The following is a 17564-nucleotide window of genomic DNA, read 5'->3' as shown; positions in this document are numbered from 1 at the left end:
GTCGGTTCCCATGCCAGAGCTGCAGCAGTTGCACGCTGATCACGCCCCGGCGGTCCTGGCTTTCGAGTTGGCCAACCGCGCCTACTTCGCCGCCTCCGTCTCCGACCGCGGCGACGACTACTTCGACCGGTTCACCGAGCGCTTCAACGCCCTGCTGGCCGAGCAGGAGACCGGCCTCTGCGCCTTCCATGTGCTGGTCGCCGAGGACGGCTCGGTACTCGGCAGGTTCAACCTGGTCGACCTCGAGGACGGCGGCGCGGACCTCGGCTACCGGCTCGCCCAGCACGCCACCGGCCGGGGCGTGGCGACGACGACGGTCCTGGAACTGTGCCGGCTGGCGGCGACCCGTTACGGGCTGCGCAGGCTGCGTGCGGCCACCGCCCACGAGAACATCGCGTCCCGAAGAGTGCTCGTCAAAGCGGGCTTTGTCATGGTCGGCCCCGCCGACCCGGCCGCTCTCGGTGGCAGGGCCGGCGTCTGGTACCAACGCGAGCTGACGTTCCGGCCGTAGACCGCGACCTGCCGGACGACCAGGCGGCCGGACTGCCGAGCCTGGGGCTCGCGGCGGCGGTTCGCGCGGGTCCTCGGGCCGTCCAGGCGGCGACACCGGCCACGGTCAAGCCGATTGCGACGATGTGTCCTCGCCGAACTCGGCCTACGCAACCGGGTTCAAGTTCTCGGGTACGCCTATGAATACGCCCTCGTGCGCCCAGGGGAAACGGACGACCCCTAGTCGGACCTGTGGTCACCATGCTTCGGTCGGTGTCCGTGCCGCTAGAACAGCGCCTCCCCCCGCTCGAAGTCCAGCAGTTGCTGCTTCCGCTCCAGCCCGCCGCCGTATCCCGTGAGGCTGCCGTTCGCGCCGACCACTCGGTGGCAGGGGACGATGATGCCGATCGGGTTCCTGCCGTTGGCGAGGCCGACCGCGCGGGAGGCCTTGGGGTTGCCGAGGGCGTCGGCGAGTTCGCCGTAGGTGCGGGTCTCGCCGTGCGGGATCCCGCGGAGCTGTTCCCAGACCTCGCGCTGGAACGGCGTTCCGTGCAGGCGCAGTTCCAGGGTGAACTCCTTCAACTCGCCCTCGAAATACGCCTTCAGCTGGTCCTCGGCTTCCTTGGACCATCTGTCGTCCGGCGTGCCGAAGGTCTCCTCGGGCGGGCGGTGGCGCTGGGCGGTCATATAGAGGCCGCACAGGACGCCGTCGTCGGCGACGAGGGTCAGGGGACCGTAGGGGCTGTCGATCACGGTGTGCTGCCTGGTCATGGGCTGTCCTCGAACGTGCTCATACGGGAAGGGAATTGATCGGGTGGCTGTCGGTCGCCCACAGGTACTGGACCGCGTAGGCCCGCCAGGGCCGCCAGGCCGCCGCTCGGGCCGTGAGCGCCGCCGGGGTCGAGGGCAGGCCCAACTCCTGGGCGGCGCGGCGGATTCCGAGGTCGGTCGGAAGGAAGGCGTCCGGGTCGCCGAGGGCGCGCATGGCGATGACGTCGACCGTCCAGCGACCGAATCCGGGCAGGTCGAGGAGGCGGGCGCGGGCTTCCGCCCAGTCGCTCTCGACGCCCAACCCAAGGGCCCCGGAGGACAGTTGACCCACCAGGGTGGTGAAGGTCGTACGGCGGGTGCGGGGCATCGCGAGCGAGGCGGGGTCCAGCGTGGCCAGCGCCTCGGAGGACGGGAACAGGTGGGTGAGGCCGCCGTCGGGGTCGTCCACCGGTTCGCCGTGGGCTGCGACCAGGCGGGCCGCGTGGGTGCGGGCCGCCGCCGTGGAGACCTGCTGGCCCAGCACGGCCCGTACCGCGAACTCCTCCTCGTCCACCGTGCGTGGGACGCGTCGGCCGGGGGCCTTGTCCACCAGGGGTGCCAGGAGCGGGTCCGTGCGCAGGTGGTCGTCGATCGCTACGGGGTCGGCGTCCAGGTCGAGCATGCGGCGGCAGCGGCTGATCGCGACGGTGAGGTCGCGCAGGTCGCCGAGCGTCAGTCGGCAGGCGATGTGGTCGGGCCGTGGGGCGAGGGCCACGACGCCGTGTCCGTACGGCAGCCGCAGGGTGCGCCGGTACGCCCCGTCCCGCCACTCCTCCACGCCCGGGACGGCGGTCGCCGCGAGGTGGCCGAAGAGGTTGTCGGGGTTGAGGGGCGCGCGGAACGGCAGGCGCAGACTCAGCACGCCCCGGGTGCCTCCCTCCGCCCTCCTCGGTGCCCGGGCGCGCAGGTCGCTCGGTGCGAGCGCGAAGACCTCGCGCACGGTGTCGTTGAAGGTGCGGATCGCGGAGAACCCGGCCGCGAAGGCGATGTCCGCCATCGGGAGCGCGGTCGTCTCGATGAGGATCCTCGCCGTCTGGGCGCGCTGGGCCCGGGCGAGCGCCAGCGGACCCGCGCCCAGCTCGGCGAGCAGCTGGCGTTCGATCTGCCGGGTGCTGTAGCCGAGCCGGGCGGCGAGGCCGGGCACGCCCTCGCGGTCGACCACTCCGTCGGCGATCAGGCGCATCGCGCGGGCCACGAGGTCGGCGCGCTGGTTCCACTCCGGCGAGCCGGGGCTGGTGTCGGGCCGGCACCGTTTGCAGGCCCGGAAACCCGCCTGCTGGCAGGCCGCCGCGCTCGGGTAGAAGGTCATGTTCGCGGGCTTGGGCGGTACGACCGGGCAGCTGGGCCGGCAGTAGATACGGGTGGTCAGGACGGCCGTGAAGAACCAGCCGTCGAACCGCGCGTCCTTCGATTGCACCGCGCGCACGCAGCGCTCGGTCTCGGTGTGCATCCCCGTCTGCATGTGTCCAGCATCGGCCACCGGCGGGGCCCGGGCTGGCGGGAATCCGACATCAGCCTCCCGTGTGCCGGACCCAGGCGGACTCCTTCAGCAGCCGCAGCCCGTTCAGGCCGACCAGGACCGTCGAGCCCTCGTGGCCCGCGACACCGAGCGGCAGCGGGAGGTGGCCGAGGAGGTCCCACAGGACGAATCCGGTGATGAAGGCACCCGCGATCACCAGGTTCTGGACGACCAGCCGGCGGGCGGCCCGGGACAGCCCCACGACCGCCGGAACGGTCGTGAGCTCGTCCCGTACGACCACTGAGTCAGCCGTCTCCAGTGCCAGGTCGGAGCCCGCCCGCCCCATTGCGACGCCGGAGTGGGCGGCGGCGAGCGCGGGAGCGTCGTTGACGCCGTCCCCGACGAACAGCACCTTGCGCCCGGCGTCCTGGAGCTCTCTTAGGGCGTTCACCTTGTCCTCGGGCAGCAGGTCCGCGCGGACGTCCACCAGGCCGGTGGCGTCGGCGACGCGGGCGGCGGCCCCGGCGTTGTCGCCGGTGAGCAGGACGGGGGCGGTGCCGGTCAGGGCGGTGAGCGCGGCGGTGGTGGCGGGGGCGCCGGGGCGGAGACGGTCGGTGAGGGCGAGGGTGCCGAGGGGGATGCCGTCGCCGGTCACGAGGACGACGGTGGCGCCGGCCTCGGAGCCGGGAGTGCCCGTCGAGGGCGGATCGGCGCGCTCCTCACCGGCGACCGGGGCGGTATGCGTCGGTCCGGAAGTGTGTCCGATCCCCCGGCCCGGTACCCGGCCGACCTCGATCACCCGCCCTTCGACCACTGCCGTCACCCCGTGCCCGGGCACGGCGGCGAAATCCCGCGCGACGGCCATCCGCAGCCCGCGCTCCCCCGCCGCCCGCACGATCGCCCGCGCCAGCGGATGCTCGCTCCGGTGCTCGGCCGCCGCCGCCAGCGCCAGCAACCCGTCCTCGTCGAGCCCGGCTCCCGGCAGCGGCCGTACGGCCGTCACCTCCGGCATCCCCTCGGTCAGCGTCCCCGTCTTGTCGAGCGCCACGGCGTCCACCTCCCCCAGCCGCTCCATCGCGACCGCCGACTTGACCAGGACGCCGTGCCGGCCGGCGTTGGCGATGGCGGAAAGCAGCGGCGGCATGGTCGCGAGGACGACCGCGCAGGGTGAGGCGACGGTCATGAAGGTCATCGCGCGCAGCAACGCGTCCGTGAGGTCGGCGCCGAACAGCAGCGGGACACCGAACACGGCGAGCGTGGCCATCACCATCCCGACCGCGTACCGCTGCTCGACCTTCTCGATGAACAGCTGCGTCGGCGCCGTGGTGCGCGAGGCCTCCTCGACCAGCGTCACGATGCGGGCGATCACGGAGTCGGCGGGGTCGCGCTCGACGCGTACGCGCAGCGCGCCGGTGCCGTTGAGGGTGCCGGCGAAGACCTCGTCGCCGGGGCCCTTGGCGACCGGAAGGGGTTCGCCGGTGATGGTGGCCTGGTCGGCCTCGCTCGCGCCGTCCAGAACCCGGCCGTCGGCACCGATGCGCTCGCCGGGCCGGATCAACAGAACGTCACCTACGGCGAGTTCAGCGGTGGGGACGCTCTCCTCGCCGATGCCGATGCCGATACCGATACCGACGCCGTCTCCGTCGCCGTCGCCGGTAAGCCGGGTGGCGACGGAGGGCGCGAGATCCAGCAGCCCCCGCACCGAGTCGGCGGTCCGGGCGGTGGCCAGGGCCTCCAGGGCGCCGGACGTGGCGAAAATGACGATCAGCAGGGCACCGTCCAGGACCTGTCCGATCGCGGCGGCGCCCAGCGCCGCGACGATCATCAGCAGGTCGACGTCCAGGGTCCGCTCGCGGAGCGCCCGCAGCCCCTCGAGCGCCGGTTCCCAGCCGCCGGTGAGGTAGGCGACCGCGTACAGGGGGCCGTACGCCCACCACGGGAGGCCGCCGAGGTCCAGTGCGAGGCCGAGCAGGAACGCGATCGTCGAGGCCAGCGCCCAGCGGGCCTCGGGGAGGGCCAGCACCCGGGTGCGGCGGTGGGGCGCCGGACGAGCGGTCGGGGGGACGCGGACGGGGGTGAGAGTCGTGGACACCCGAGCACCATACAGGAACACATGAAGACTCGTTCATCTGTTCATGTACGGCGGGTAAGATACCGCCCATGGGTCATGGAGCCGTCACCACCAACGCCGCCGAAGAGCGCGTACGCCTGGACGCGGCCAATGTCGCCAAAGTGGCCACCACGCTCCAGGCTCTCTCCACCCCGTCCCGTCTGCTGATCCTCGCGAGACTGCGCGAAGGACCGTTGCCCGCCACGGAGTTGGCCGCCGAGGTCGGCATGGAGCAGTCGGCGTGCTCGCACCAGTTGCGCCTGCTGCGCAACCTGGGCCTCGTCGTGGGTGAGCGCAGCGGCCGGTCGGTGGTGTACGCGCTGCACGACCACCACGTCGCCGAACTCCTCGACCAGGCCGTGTACCACGTCGAGCATCTGCGGCTGGGGCTCAGCGACACGGCGGAGTAGGGCGCCCGGAGCGGATCACTCCGAGCGCCCCTGCGCCTACTCCCCCGCCGTCGGCCGGCGCGAGGCCGCTGTCGCCCGCGTCACGTCCGTCAGCGGACGCAGCCGGTAGGTGTACGCGTAGTCCGTGTTGGCGAACAGCTTGTACTCGTCGTGGGTGTGCGCGCCCCAGCTGTTGTCACCGCCGACGCCCATCTGCCGGTGGTTCACCCGCAGGACGACCGCGTCGCGCGGGGTGAGCTGGTAGTCGTGCCGCACCCCGTTCGACAGGTCCTCCGGGGTGAAGTGCGAGGCGTTGACCTCCAGGAGCGGCTCACCGGAGACGAGCAGTCCGACTCCGTGACGGTCGGTCAGGGCGGCCCAGCGCACATCCGTCTTGTTGCCGTTCTCCTGCGGGCGGATGTAGGGGGTCCACTGCTCGGCGACGGTCCCGGACCAAATCCCCACGTCCGTACCGTCGTTGCGGTCCCAGTGGTTCTCCTCGGGTCCGCGGCCGTAGTAGTGCAGCCGGTCCAGGCGTCGCGGCAGGAACAGGATCGTGCCGATCTCCGGGATGTACGGCAGTGAACTCGCCCCCGGGTGCAGGGTGTTGTCGACCCTGACCTCACCGTTGCCGAAGACGGTGTAGGTCGTGGTGTACGTCGACACGGTCGTCGTGGGCAGGGTGCCGGCCACCTTGATCTCGACGGCCCTGTCCCCCAGCGCCCGCACGCCCACCTCGGTGACCTTGCGGTTCGCGCCGGCGTCGCGCCAGGTCTGGTTGCGGGTGTGCTGTCCGTTGCCGTGGTCGTTGTCGGTGGGTGCCCGCCAGAAGTTCGGCACGGGCCCGCCGTTGATCAGCCGGGTGCCGCGGGCCTCGTACGAGGTGATGGTCCCGCTGCCCTTGTCGACCGTGACGGAGAACCCCTTGCCGGTGACGGTGACCTGGTCCGACGTGTCCTCGTGCGACAGCACCGGGACCTTGGCCAGCGGCACCGGTGTCACCGCCGGACTGCCCGCGTCGACCGCGAGTTGCTGCGCGGCCACCTCGAAGCCGGCCTTCGCCCAGGGCGTGGACTCCTTGGTGGTGAAGGAGAGCCGGAGGAAGTACTCGGTGCCCGGCGCCGGGGTGTTCGGCAGCTTGTAGGGGACGGTGATCTCCTTGCCGGCCAGCGGCGCCAGATCGAGTTGGTCCCGCGTCAGCTTTCCGCGCTGCACCACCTTGCCGTCGGCGACGAGTGCCCAACTCCCGTCGAATTCGCGGAGGTTGGTGAACAGGTACTCGTTGGTCAGGGTCACCGCCCCACCCTGCCCCCAAGCCGCGTTGACCGCCTGGTAGATCCGCTTGACCTCGGCGGCCTTGCCGGTGTGTCCGCGGTCGGCGGTGACGATGCCGTCCGCGACGAAGGCACCGTCGTTGGGGTTGTCGCCCCAGTCGCCGCCGAACGCGAAGAAGGTCTTCTCGGCGGACCGCTTCTCGCTCAGTCCGACGGTGGCCGCGTCGAACCAGAACCGCACTCCCTGGTCCCCCGACTGCCTGCTGTCGGAGGCCAGTTCGGTGGCGCTCAGGGCGCGGGCGTACACACGCGCCTTCCGGATGGAGCCGCTGAACTCCCGTGTGGGGTTGTCGACATCGACGGCCAGCGCGAGGGGCGCGGTGTTGCTGCCGGGCCGCTGTGTCGTGGTCCGGGTCGCCCTGACCTGGCCGTCCACATGGAGGGTCAGCGTGCCCGCGTCCGCGTCGAAGACACCGGCGACATGGTGCTCGCGGCCCGTCCAGTCGTCCGGCAGCGTCCAGGTGGCGGTGATCCACTGGCCGCCGCCGTAGATGAAGAACTCCAGTGTCTTCCCGGACTGTTTGAGGGCGTACTGGGTGTCGCCCTTGGCTATGAGCGGCTGGTGACCGCTCGTCACCTTCGGGGTGCCCCAGGCCTCCAGGGTCAGCGAGCCGTGGAGGTCGAGGCCGGGGTCGCGGGCGAAGACCGTGCCGCCGTCGACCCCCTTGGCATGGTCGAACCTGGCGCTCGCCGGGAGGACTTCGCCCGTCAGCGCGCCGGGACCGGTCTCGGTCAGCAACTGGCGCAGCGGGACCCGCTCGGTGAGGGACTGGTCCACGAAGTCCCAGATCCAGCCGCCCTGGAGGACGGGGTAGCGGCGGACGATGTCCCAGTACTTCTTGAAGTTGCCGTTGGAGTTGCCCATCGCGTGGCAGTACTCGATCATCACGTACGGCCGGGTGTCCGCGGTGTCCTTGGCGCGCTGCTCGACACGTGCGGGGCTCTCGTACATCTCGGAGCGGATGTCGCTGATGGTGGGCCGGTCGTCGCCCTCGTACTGGACGACGCGGGTGGTGTCGTACGACTTGATCCAGTCGCGCATGTTCACGAAGGTGCTGCCGCCGCCCGCCTCGTTGCCCAGCGACCAGATGACCACCGAGGCGTGGTTCTTGTCGCGGTGGACCATGTTCTGGGCGCGGGCCACGCACGCCGCGCTCCAGTCGGGGTGGTTGCCGGGGTACTCGTCCCGGATGCCGTGGGTCTCCAGGTTGGTCTCGTCGACCAGGTAGAGGCCGTACTCGTCGGCGAGTTCGTACCACAGCGGGTTGTTGGGGTAGTGCGAGGTGCGGACGGAGTTGATGTTCAGCCGCTTGATGATCGTGATGTCCTTCACGAGGTCCGCGCGGGTGAGCGCGGTGCCGCGGTCGGGGTGCATCTCGTGGCGGTTGGTGCCGCGAAGGGAGACGGGCTTGCCGTTGATGCGCATCAGCCCGTCCTTGAGCGCGAACTCGCGCAGGCCGACACGGTGCGAGAGCGTCTCGATCACCTTGCCCGCGGGGTCGCGCAGCCGCAGGACGGCGGTGTAGAGGTTCGGGTGCTCGGCCGACCAAAGCTTGGGCGCTGGTACGGCTTTCGCGGCCTGTACGGTCGTCTCGGCTCCGGCGTCGAGGGCCGCGGCCTGCTGGAGGGGGCGGGACCAGACCGCGTGGCCGCCGGCGTCGTAGAGCTGGGTCTCGACCGTGTAGCGGCCCTGGTTGCCGCCGCCGTAGTCGCGCACGCTCGCGGTGACCGAGAGTTCGGCGGAGGTGTAGTCGTCGCCGAGCGGGGTGTCCAGCTTGAAGTCGCGCAGGTGAACGGCCGGGGTGGAGTAGAGGTGGACCGAGCGGAAGATGCCGCTCAGCCGGATCATGTCCTGGTCCTCCAGCCAGTCGCCGTCGGAGAAGCGGTAGACCTCGACGGCGATCTGGTTGCTGCCCGGCTTGAGGTGCTCGGTGATGTCGTACTCGGCGGGGGTGTAGGAGTCCTCGTGGTAGCCGACGAGTTCGCCGTTGATCCACACGTAGTGGGCGGACTTGACGCCCTCGAAGTGCAGGAAGGTCCGCCGTCCCGACCAGTCCTTCGGGACGGTGAAGCTGCGTCTGTACTGGCCGACCGGGTTGTAGCGGGTCGGGGCTGCGGGCGGCTGGGCCTCCTCACCGAGGCCGTTGGGACCCCACCACGGGTAGGTGATGTTGACGTAGATCGGGAAGTCGTAGCCATGCACCTGCCAGACCGAGGGGACGGGAATCGTGTCCCAGTCCCTGTCGTCCACGTCCGTGCCGTAGAAGTCGACGTCCCGGTCGGCGGGGCGGTCGGCGTAGGCGAACTTCCATGTGCCGTCGAGGCTGAGGCGGTACGGCGAGCGGGTGCGGTCGGCGGTGAGCGCCTGGCCGACGTCCGCGTACGGCATGAGGGTGGTGTGCGGCGGCTCGGTGCCCACCTGGAAGAGGTCGATGGCGCCGTTCCACTGCGGGGAACCCTCCGCCGCGTGGCCGCGGCCGGCCAGGGGACCCGAGGAGAGGGCGAGGGCGCCGAGGACGGCCGCGCCCGACTCGAGCAGACGTCGGCGGCTGATGGGAGCGGGCGGATACGGATGGGACATGGGGGGAACCTTCCTCGGGACGACAGTGCGGTGTACGTACTGAGGGAGCGTCAATTCCTGTGCGCTATTGGTGACTTTGAGGCACAGGATGCGACTCAACCTAGATCCCGAAGACTTCCCAGGCAATGACTCTGTCGGACTTTGAGTGGTCCTGGGGACATGACGACAGACGGCACCCCCGCGTGCGATCACGCGGGGGTGCCGTGCTGCTGCGGTGCTGTGCCCTCGTCTCAGCCGGTGGCAGGCAGCGCCGGCAGGGCGGGCAGGGCCGGCACGGCGGACAGTGAGGGGAGGCCGCCGCCGAGGAGGCCGGTGACGGCGCCGAGTACGGCGCCCAGGAGTCCGGTGACCGAACTCAGCACCCCGCCCAGGTCCAGCGAGGTCAGCGACTTGATGAGGTCGTCGATCGTCGACTGGAGCGAGGCCACCAGGTCGGAGACCGGGTCGGCCGCCGCCGCGGACCGGTCGGTGCCGCTCAACTGCCGCAGCTCTTCCTGGACCTGAGCGTTCGCCGCCTCCACGGCCTTCGCGTGGGCGGCCGCCTCGCTCGCGTCGAGGTGGATGCCGTCCAGGGCGGTGATGTCGGCGACGGCGTCCAGGAGGGGCTGCAGGACGCTGCCGCGCTCGGCCCGGTCCAGTGCGTCGAGGCGGTCCACCAGGGTGTCCGCGTTGTCGGTGCCGTACCAGGTGGCCGGCTGCGCCACCCCGTGGTCCGTTGCTGCACGGCCCGCGTCGGTGACGGCGGCCGCGGTGCCGACCGGGCCGAGGATCAGCGCGGCACAGACCAGGGGCGGCAGGAGAAGGCCGCGGGAGACGAGGGGGCGCATGCACGTTCCTTTCGAAGAACTTCCTTGGGCCCACCGTGGGAAGCGGCCCGCCCTCCCGCAACCGATCACGGAACGCCGGGCCACCCCCGCAGGCCGCCCGCACCGGCGCGACCAGGCTCTTTGCCCTGTACGGCTGTCTCTTCGGCGCTCGGAGCACATTCGTCCGTAAGGGTGTGCCGCCCGTGATGGCGGGTCAGCACAGGTGCCGTGCGAACGCCTGGTACGTCGCGTCGTCGAAGAGCACGAACCGGACCTCGTCGACGGCGGTCGGCGTCTCCCGTACGGTCGCCATCGCGATCCGGGCGGCGTCGTCGATCGGCCAGCCGTAGATACCGGCGGAGACCGCGGGGAAGGCGACCGTCCGTGCTCCGAGTTCGTCGGCGACGCGCAGTGACTCGCGGTAGCAGGAGGCCAGCAGGGTCGAGCGGTCCTCCTGGTGGCTGTGGCGGGGGCCGACGGTGTGGATCACCCACCGGGCGTCCAACTTGCCGGCGGTGGTGGCGACGGCTTTGCCGGTGGCCAGACCCTTGCCGTAGTGCGAGGCGCGCAGCTTTCGGCAGTCGGCCAGGATCGCGGGGCCGCCTCGGCGGTGGATGGCGCCGTCGACTCCTCCCCCGCCGAGGAGGGAGGAGTTCGCGGCGTTGACGATCGCGTCGGCGCTCACGCGCGTGATGTCGCCCTGGACAAGCGTGATGGTGGCCATGACCGCCTCTATAGCAGCCGCGCGGGCCGAGACGTCGCTGCGGGTCCCCGGGTGCGGACCTCTCCACCGCCCGCGGGATCAGATGTCGAGGACCGTGGATCTCAGCTCTGCTGCCGCAGCCTGCGCCAGACCGCCTTCGCCGCGTTGTGGCCCGACATGCCGTGCACGCCCGGCCCCGGCGGGGTCGCCGAGGAGCAGATGAAGACGGCCGGGTGCGGGGTGCCGTACGGGGAGAGGGACAGCCTGGGGCGCAGCATGGTCTGGAGTCCGCTGACCGCGCCGGAGGCGATGTCGCCGCCGACGTAGTTGGCGTTGCGTGCGGCCAGTTCGGGCGGGCCCGCGGTGGCGCGGGCGAGGACACGGTCGCGGAATCCCGGGGCAAAGCGCTCCAGTTGGCGTTCGAGGGCGTCGGTGAGGTCGCCGGTCCAGCCGCTGGGGACATGGCCGTAGGCCCAGAACACGTGCTTTCCGGCCGGAGCCCGGCCGGGGTCCACGACACTGGGCTGCACGGTGATCATGAACGGCCGGTCAGGGGCGCGGCCCTCCCGGGACGCGGCACGCAGGGCGGTGCCGATCTCCGCGGTGTCGGCGCCGATCTGCACGGTGCCCGCGCCGCGCGCCTCCTTCGCGGTCCACGGAACGGGGCCGTCGAGGGCGTAGTCGACCTTGAAGACGCCCGGGCCGTAGCGGTAGCCGTCGTAGTAGCTGCCGAAGCCGGCGATGCGGGCAAGGGCCGTCGGCGAGGTGTCGAAGACATACGCGCGGGCGGGCGGCAGGTCGTCAAGGCGCTTGACCTCGAAGTCGGTGTGAACGGTGCCGCCGAGGTCCTTGAGGTACGCGGTGAGGGCGTCGGAGATGGACTGGGAGCCGCCGCGGGCCACGGGCCAGCCGCGGGCGTGCGCGGCGAGGGCGAAGACCAGGCCGATGGCGCCGGTGGCGAGGCCGTCGAGCGGGGCCATCACATGCGCGACGAGACCGGCGAACAGGGTCTTCGCACGCTCGTCACGGAAGCGGCGCATCAGCCATGTCGACGGCGGCAGACCGACGAGACCGAAACGGGCGAGGGTGACCGGGTCGCGGGGCAACGCGGTCAGGGGCAGGGACATGAAGTCGCGGGCCAGGGTGTCCCACTTGGGCAGGAACGGTTCGACCAGCCTGCGGTAGGTGCCCGCGTCACGCGGCCCGAACGAGGCGGCCGTCTCGGCGACCGACCTCGACAGGACGGCGGCGGTGCCGTCGGTGAAGGGATGCGCCATGGGCAGCTCCGCGTGCAGCCACTCCAGGCCGTAGCGCTCCAGGGGCAGGGCGCGGAACGCCGGGGAGTTGATGCCGAGCGGGTGGGCCGCGGAACACGGGTCGTGGAGGAAGCCTGGGAGGGTCAGCTCCTCGGTGCGGGCTCCCCCGCCCACGGTGCCCCGCGCTTCGAAGACGGCCACGGAGAAGCCGCGCCGGGCCAGCTCCACGGCAGCCGTCAGTCCGTTCGGCCCCGCACCCACCACGACCACATCGAGCATCGACGGCACCTTCGGACCCCTTCGTCAGCCGATGGCCAGAGGATCAGGATATGCCGGGGTGCCGACAGTCCCGGGGTTCGGGGGTAAGTCGGGCAGGCGGGCATCGAGGCCCGGGGTGTCCCGGCCTCCCCCGCGGGCCCCGGTGCCGCGTCAGGCCTCGCCCGCCAGCAGGCCCCGTATCCTGCGGGCCGTCGCCGCGTCGCGGGCGGCCGTGAACGGCAGGGTGTTGCCTCCCGTGATGCGGAGGGGTTCGTCGGCGCGGGTCAGATGGGCGCCGCCCGCCTCCTCGACCAGCAGCAGGCCCGCCGCGTGGTCCCAGGCCGCCTCCCAGGAGAACGCGACCGCGTCCAACTCGCCACGGGCGACGGCGAGATACTCCAGACCGGCCGAGCCACACGGGCGTGGTGCGACACCGTCCGTCCACAGGCAGCGCAGGGCTCGCTTCTCCTCGTCCGTCGTGTAGTCCGGGTGGGAGGTGGCCACTTGGAGGTCCCGCCCGGGGGTGGGGGAGCCCGCGTGCAGCCGCTCGCCGTCGAGGAACGCGCCCCGGCCCCGCTGTGCCGTCGCCAGCTGGTCACGGGCGGGTGCGTAGGTCCAGGAGGCGAGCAGGACGCCGTTTCTCGCGAGCGCGACCAGCGTGCAGAAGCCCGGGTCGCCGTGGACGAACTGGCGGGTGCCGTCGACGGGGTCGACGATCCAGACCGGGGTGTCGCCCTGTATCGCCTCGTACGACGCCGGGTTGGCGTGGACCGCTTCCTCGCCGACCACCACGGAGCCGGGAAGGAGCGCGCCGAGCACCTTGGTGAGGTACTGCTCGGCCAGCCGGTCGGCGTCCGTGACCAGGTCGTGGGGGCCGCTCTTCTGGTCGACCTCGTGCGCGGCGAGCCGACGGAAGCGCGGCATGATCTCGGCCGCGGCGGCCTTGCGCACCGCCTCTTCCACGTCGTCCGTGTGCCGGTCGAGAAACTCGTCGATGGTTTCCATGTGTCCGATCATGACTCCATGAGAGCACGCGGGACTGACAATCCCTCCCGGACCGGTGGACAGCGACTGGAATCGCCGTGAACACCGGGACCGGGCTGCGAGGCCGCGTACCCCGGCGTGACGTCATGACCCACTCGACCGCCGTCGGGGCTCGCCGCCCGGGTCGCCTCCCGGCGAACCGTTACGCCCAGCGCCTCGCTCACCGCCCCACCGCGTACCCCTGCATCCCCCGGGGGTTCGCCGCCGCCGACAGCACACCCGTCTCCGGGTCCCGCGCCACCGCGCACAACCGTCCCTCCGACCAGGGCTCGCCCACCGTCACGTCGTGCCCCCGCCGCCGTAGCTCCGCCACCACCTCCGGGTCCGTCCGCGCCTCCACCGTGACACTGCCCGGGCGCATGCCGCGTGGGTAGAAGGAGCCGGGGAAGCTGTCGTTGTGCCAGTTCGGGGCGTCGATCGCGCCCTGGAGGTCGAGGCCGCCGCGGACCGGGGAACGCAGGGCGACGGCGAGGAAGAAGTGGAGCTGCCACTGGTCCTGCTGGTCCCCGCCGGGCGTCCCGAAGGCCAGGACCGGCACCCCGGCGCGCAGGGCGAGCGAGGGGGTGAGGGTGGTGCGGGGGCGGCGGCCGGGCGTGAGGGAGTTCGGCAGGCCCTCCTCCAGCCAGGCCATCTGGAGCCGGGTGCCGAGCGGAAAGCCCAGTTCGGGCACGACGGGGTTGGACTGCAGCCATCCTCCGCTGGGCGTGGCGGCGACCATGTTGCCCCAGCGGTCGACGACGTCGATGTGGCAGGTGTCGCCCCGGGTGGTGCCGTCGGGACCGGTCTCGGGCTCACCCGGTACCGGGGAGGTGGGGTTCTTCGCGACCGTCGGCTCCCCGACCCCCATCGGGCTGAAACCGGGTGCGTCGGTGACGACCACACGCGCGTGCGCGCTGAGCCGCGGGGCGCGCCCGCCTGGGCTGCCGGGCCGCAGCTCGTACGAGGCCTTGTCGCCGACGAGTTCACGCCGCCCCGCGTTGTACTCCGGCGACAACAGCTCACCGAGGGGCACCTCGGCCGCGTCCCCGTACCAGGCCTCACGGTCGGCCATGGCCAGTTTGCAGCCCTCGACCAGCAGATGGACGTACTCCGCGGACCCGTACCGGGGCAGTTCGGGCGGCAGCAGCGCGAGCTGCTGGAGGAGTACCGGTCCCTGGCTCCAGGGGCCGGCCTTGCACAGGGTCCAGCCGTTCCAGTCGTACATCGCGGGCGCCTCGTAGGCCGCGGACCATCCGGCGAGGTCGGCGGCCGTCAGCGTGCCGGTGTGCCGCGAACCGCTGGTGTCCATGGTGGGCCGCCGGGCCTGCCGTACGAGCGCCTCGGCGATGAATCCGGTACGCCACACCTCGCGCGCCGCCTCGATCTGCGCGACCCGGTCGCCCGCCCCGGCCACCTCGTCGATCAGCCGTTTCCAGGTGGCGGCGAGCGTGGGGTTGCGGAACAGCGAGCCGGGGCGAGGGCTCTGTCCTCCCGGCAGATAGACCTCCGCCGACGAGGTCCACTCCGTCTCGAACAGCTGCCGCACGCTCTCGACGGTCGCGCCGACGTTCTCCACGGGCGCGTGCCCGTCCTCGGCGTACCCGATGGCGTACCTGAGGACCTCTGCGAGGGACTTGGTCCCGTGGTCGCGCAGGAGCAGCATCCAGGCGTCGAAGGCGCCCGGGACGGCGGCGGCGAGGGGGCCGGTGCCGGGCACGAGTTCCAGGCCCAGCCCCCGGTAGTGCGCGACGGTGGCCCCGGCGGGCGCGACGCCCTGACCGCACAGCACCCGCACCTCCCCGTCGGCCGGCGCGAGCAGGATCGGTACCTCACCGGCGGGGCCGTTGAGGTGCGGCTCGACGACGTGCAGGACGAAGGCGCCGGCCACCGCGGCGTCGTACGCGTTGCCGCCGTCCTCCAGCACCGCCATCGCCGACTGCGAGGCCAGCCAGTGGGTGGAGGACACCATGCCGAAGGTGCCCTGGAGGGTGGGACGGGTCGTGAACATACGGCCTCTCACCTCGAAGTTTCCGCGCGTCGGCCGAACCGATGGGCGCTCGGGACCGGTCCTGGGGGAATCCGGGGAGTTCGGCCGAGCGCTCTCCTCGGCCCGCTCCACGAGCAGGCTATCGATCGCCCTGAACGGGTCGCGCTCACGGCCTCCTGGTCGTCGTGCACCGCACTGCCGCGGGTCCGTCCGGGCCGGCCGGCCGCCGGACACGGGGAGGGAACACAGCCGGTCGGCCTCCTCCTCGCTGCCTGTACGGCCCTGTCCGCCACCGTCGCGACGACCGCCGGCCCGCCTTCCGTCGCCAGGTCGGATCGCTCACGGCGCAGAGCCCTGCGGACGGCCACCTTCGGCAGGCCGCTGCCGTGGAGTCGGCGGACCCGGAAGACGCCGCAGGTGGACGCGTAGTACCGCGGTACCACGTGCCCGTCGGTTTCAGCCTCCCGGTACCACCGGATCGGGGTGATGCGGCGCCTAGCGTGGCCGGTGAGGCGTCGGAAGCCAGGACGCCACCGGCCCAGAGGGAGAGCGCGGATGATCGACGCACGCCAGTTGACCAAGCGGTACGGCGACAAGACGGCCGTCGACGGGCTGGACTTCGTGGTGAAGCCGGGCACGGTGACAGGCTTCCTGGGCCCCAACGGCGCGGGCAAGTCCACGACCATGCGCATGATCGTCGGCCTCGACGCCCCGACGAGCGGCTCCGTCACCGTGAACGGCCGCCCCTACGCCCGGCACCAGGCGCCGCTCCAGGAGGTCGGCGCCCTCCTGGAGGCGAAGTCGATCCACCCGGGCCGCTCGGCGTACAACCACCTCAGGGCACTCGCGCTGACCCACGGCATCCCGGGCAGCCGGGTCGACGAGGTGATCGACCTCGCCGGACTCGGCAGCGTGGCGAAGAAGCGGGCCGGTGCCTTCTCCCTCGGGATGGGCCAACGGCTGGGCATCGCGGCGGCACTGCTGGGCGATCCGCACACGGTGATGCTGGACGAGCCGGTCAACGGGCTGGACCCGGAGGGCGTGCTCTGGATCCGCAACCTGCTCAAGGGGCTCTCCGACGAGGGGCGGACGGTGTTCGTGTCCTCCCACCTGATGAGCGAGATGGCTCTGGTCGCGGACCACCTGATCGTCGTCGGGCGCGGTCGGCTGCTGGCCGACACGACCGTGTCGGACCTGATCCGCCAGGCGGGCGGCGACACGGTGAACGTCGCGACGCAGGACCCGGCGCGGCTTCGGGACGTGCTGGCCGGGCCGGGCGTCGACGTCACCGGCCGGATCGGCTCCGAGCAACTGCAGGTGACCGGGCTGACCGCCCGCCAGATCGGGCTGAAGGCCGCCGAGCACGGGATCGCGCTGTTCGAGCTGACCGCACGGACCGTGTCTCTGGAGGAGGCGTTCATGGAGCTGACCAGGGATGCCGTGGAGTACCACGGCTCCACGACCGGGATCGAGACCCTCGAGGCCGTAGGGAGGACCGCGTGAGCACCCTCACCGCAACCGCCGAGGAACCCCGCACCACCCCCGCCCGGCCCGTCCACCGGGTGACCGGACGGCGCGTGCTGTCCTCGGAGTGGGCCAAGCTGTGGTCCCTGCGCTCGACCTGGATCACCCTGGGTCTCGGTCTGCTGTTCCTGGTGGCCTTCGGCCTGATCTCCGCGAGCCACTACAAGTCGGGGATCGACTCCGGCCACACCGACCGGGACTTCGCCGACGCGACGGCCGTCAGTCTGTCCCTCTTCGGTACGAACTTCGCCCAGCTGGCCCTGGGCGTGCTCGGTGTGCTCGTCACCGCGGGCGAGTACTCGACCGGCATGATCCGCTCGACGCTCGCCGCGGTACCGCGCAGACTGCCCGTGCTGTGGTCCAAGGCGGCCGTCTTCGGGCTGGTCGCGCTGGTCGTGGGAACGCTGGGCGGGTTCGTCGCCTTCCTCATCGGGAGCGGCATCGTCTCGGGCACGCCCGCGGCCATGAGCCTCTCGCACGCCGGCGTCCTGCGCAGCCTCCTGGGCGCAGGGCTCTACCTCGGCCTGGTCGGGGTGATCGGCACCGCTCTCGGCGCGCTGCTGCGGTCGGTCGCCGGCGGGATCTCGGTTCTGGTGGCCGCCCTGATGCTGGTCCCGGGGCTGATCTCCCTGCTGCCGAGCTCCTGGCAGGACGACATCAGCCCCTACCTGCCGTCCAACGCGGGGCAGGCGATGTTCGCCCTGACGCACGACGCCACGACCCTCTCACCGGGCACCGGACTGCTGGTCTTCCTGTCCTGGACGGTACTGGCGCTGGGCGGCGCGGCGTACCGGCTCGCGCGCAGTGACGTCTGACGCCTGCACCATGGACAGGT

13 protein-coding genes are annotated in these 17564 nt (G+C 71.8%); 4 read left to right on the top strand and 9 right to left on the bottom strand.

Going from position 1 to position 17564, the window contains the following annotated elements:
• Positions 1–10 precede the first annotated feature (10 nt).
• Positions 11–511 carry a GNAT family N-acetyltransferase gene (locus tag ACFYRX_RS34270; protein ID WP_389108359.1) on the top strand — a complete coding sequence of 167 codons (501 nt, stop codon included), beginning with the start codon at positions 11–13 and terminating at the stop codon, positions 509–511.
• 263 nt (positions 512–774) lie between these two features.
• Here ACFYRX_RS34270 and ACFYRX_RS34265 read toward each other — a convergent pair whose 3' ends face one another.
• The 3 genes from ACFYRX_RS34265 to ACFYRX_RS34255 are packed head-to-tail and all read right to left on the bottom strand — an operon-like array spanning position 775 to position 4850.
• Positions 775–1260: a methylated-DNA--[protein]-cysteine S-methyltransferase gene (locus tag ACFYRX_RS34265; RefSeq protein ID WP_389108356.1), complete on the bottom strand. Its 486-nt coding sequence runs from the start codon at positions 1258–1260 to the stop codon at positions 775–777.
• 19 nt (positions 1261–1279) lie between these two features.
• The gene (locus ACFYRX_RS34260; RefSeq protein WP_389108353.1) at positions 1280–2761 is read right to left on the bottom strand and encodes an AlkA N-terminal domain-containing protein; all 1482 of its coding nucleotides are present in this window, start codon (positions 2759–2761) and stop codon (positions 1280–1282) included.
• Between the two features lie 49 nt (positions 2762–2810).
• Positions 2811–4850, bottom strand: coding sequence for a heavy metal translocating P-type ATPase (locus ACFYRX_RS34255; protein WP_389108350.1), 2040 nt, complete (start codon positions 4848–4850; stop codon positions 2811–2813).
• Between the two features lie 68 nt (positions 4851–4918).
• On the opposite strand from ACFYRX_RS34255, the gene ACFYRX_RS34250 reads away from it, so the two are divergent.
• On the top strand, positions 4919–5278 hold the full coding sequence (locus ACFYRX_RS34250) for an ArsR/SmtB family transcription factor (protein WP_389108347.1): 360 nt from the start codon (positions 4919–4921) through the stop codon (positions 5276–5278).
• 36 nt (positions 5279–5314) lie between these two features.
• Here the strand turns inward: ACFYRX_RS34250 and ACFYRX_RS34245 are convergent, their stop codons facing one another.
• The 6 genes from ACFYRX_RS34245 to ACFYRX_RS34220 all read right to left on the bottom strand — a co-directional run bounded on the left by ACFYRX_RS34245 (position 5315) and on the right by ACFYRX_RS34220 (position 15226).
• Positions 5315–9172: a glycoside hydrolase family 2 TIM barrel-domain containing protein gene (locus ACFYRX_RS34245; protein ID WP_389108343.1), complete on the bottom strand. Its 3858-nt coding sequence runs from the start codon at positions 9170–9172 to the stop codon at positions 5315–5317.
• A gap of 230 nt (positions 9173–9402) precedes the next feature.
• Positions 9403–9999: a hypothetical protein gene (locus ACFYRX_RS34240; protein ID WP_389108340.1), complete on the bottom strand. Its 597-nt coding sequence runs from the start codon at positions 9997–9999 to the stop codon at positions 9403–9405.
• Between the two features lie 193 nt (positions 10000–10192).
• Positions 10193–10702: an O-acetyl-ADP-ribose deacetylase gene (locus ACFYRX_RS34235; RefSeq protein ID WP_389108337.1), complete on the bottom strand. Its 510-nt coding sequence runs from the start codon at positions 10700–10702 to the stop codon at positions 10193–10195.
• A gap of 101 nt (positions 10703–10803) precedes the next feature.
• The gene (locus ACFYRX_RS34230) at positions 10804–12216 is read right to left on the bottom strand and encodes a phytoene desaturase family protein (protein ID WP_389108334.1); all 1413 of its coding nucleotides are present in this window, start codon (positions 12214–12216) and stop codon (positions 10804–10806) included.
• A 150-nt stretch (positions 12217–12366) separates the two neighbouring features.
• Positions 12367–13212 carry an inositol monophosphatase family protein gene (locus tag ACFYRX_RS34225; protein ID WP_389108331.1) on the bottom strand — a complete coding sequence of 282 codons (846 nt, stop codon included), beginning with the start codon at positions 13210–13212 and terminating at the stop codon, positions 12367–12369.
• Positions 13213–13399: 187 nt separating this feature from the next.
• On the bottom strand, positions 13400–15226 hold the full coding sequence (locus tag ACFYRX_RS34220; protein ID WP_389108328.1) for a gamma-glutamyltransferase family protein: 1827 nt from the start codon (positions 15224–15226) through the stop codon (positions 13400–13402).
• 534 nt (positions 15227–15760) lie between these two features.
• On the opposite strand from ACFYRX_RS34220, the gene ACFYRX_RS34215 reads away from it, so the two are divergent.
• Complete coding sequence (locus ACFYRX_RS34215; protein ID WP_389108325.1) at positions 15761–16708, top strand: ATP-binding cassette domain-containing protein; 948 nt, start codon at positions 15761–15763, stop codon at positions 16706–16708.
• Complete coding sequence (locus ACFYRX_RS34210) at positions 16705–17544, top strand: ABC transporter permease (protein WP_389108322.1); 840 nt, start codon at positions 16705–16707, stop codon at positions 17542–17544. Before ACFYRX_RS34215 ends, ACFYRX_RS34210 begins: the two co-directional genes overlap by 4 nt.
• The last annotated feature ends 20 nt before the right edge of the window (positions 17545–17564 follow it).

The organism is Streptomyces sp. NPDC005374, assembly GCF_042872225.1.
Lineage (GTDB): Bacteria > Actinomycetota > Actinomycetes > Streptomycetales > Streptomycetaceae > Streptomyces.
Note: the sequence above shows the minus strand (reverse complement) of the source record. Positions and strands in the feature narration are given on the sequence as shown.

What these genes read in the sequence shown, in the direction of transcription:
- ACFYRX_RS34270 (WP_389108359.1), top strand. Translation starts at nt 11, where the DNA reads ATGCCAGAGCTGCAGCAGTTGCACGCTGATCACGCCCCGGCGGTCCTG.
- ACFYRX_RS34265 (WP_389108356.1), bottom strand. Translation starts at nt 1,260, where the DNA reads ATGACCAGGCAGCACACCGTGATCGACAGCCCCTACGGTCCCCTGACC.
- ACFYRX_RS34260 (WP_389108353.1), bottom strand. Translation starts at nt 2,761, where the DNA reads ATGCAGACGGGGATGCACACCGAGACCGAGCGCTGCGTGCGCGCGGTG.
- ACFYRX_RS34250 (WP_389108347.1), top strand. Translation starts at nt 4,919, where the DNA reads ATGGGTCATGGAGCCGTCACCACCAACGCCGCCGAAGAGCGCGTACGC.
- ACFYRX_RS34245 (WP_389108343.1), bottom strand. Translation starts at nt 9,172, where the DNA reads ATGTCCCATCCGTATCCGCCCGCTCCCATCAGCCGCCGACGTCTGCTC.
- ACFYRX_RS34240 (WP_389108340.1), bottom strand. Translation starts at nt 9,999, where the DNA reads ATGCGCCCCCTCGTCTCCCGCGGCCTTCTCCTGCCGCCCCTGGTCTGT.
- ACFYRX_RS34235 (WP_389108337.1), bottom strand. Translation starts at nt 10,702, where the DNA reads ATGGCCACCATCACGCTTGTCCAGGGCGACATCACGCGCGTGAGCGCC.
- ACFYRX_RS34230 (WP_389108334.1), bottom strand. Translation starts at nt 12,216, where the DNA reads ATGCTCGATGTGGTCGTGGTGGGTGCGGGGCCGAACGGACTGACGGCT.
- ACFYRX_RS34225 (WP_389108331.1), bottom strand. Translation starts at nt 13,212, where the DNA reads ATGATCGGACACATGGAAACCATCGACGAGTTTCTCGACCGGCACACG.
- ACFYRX_RS34220 (WP_389108328.1), bottom strand. Translation starts at nt 15,226, where the DNA reads ATGTTCACGACCCGTCCCACCCTCCAGGGCACCTTCGGCATGGTGTCC.
- ACFYRX_RS34215 (WP_389108325.1), top strand. Translation starts at nt 15,761, where the DNA reads ATGATCGACGCACGCCAGTTGACCAAGCGGTACGGCGACAAGACGGCC.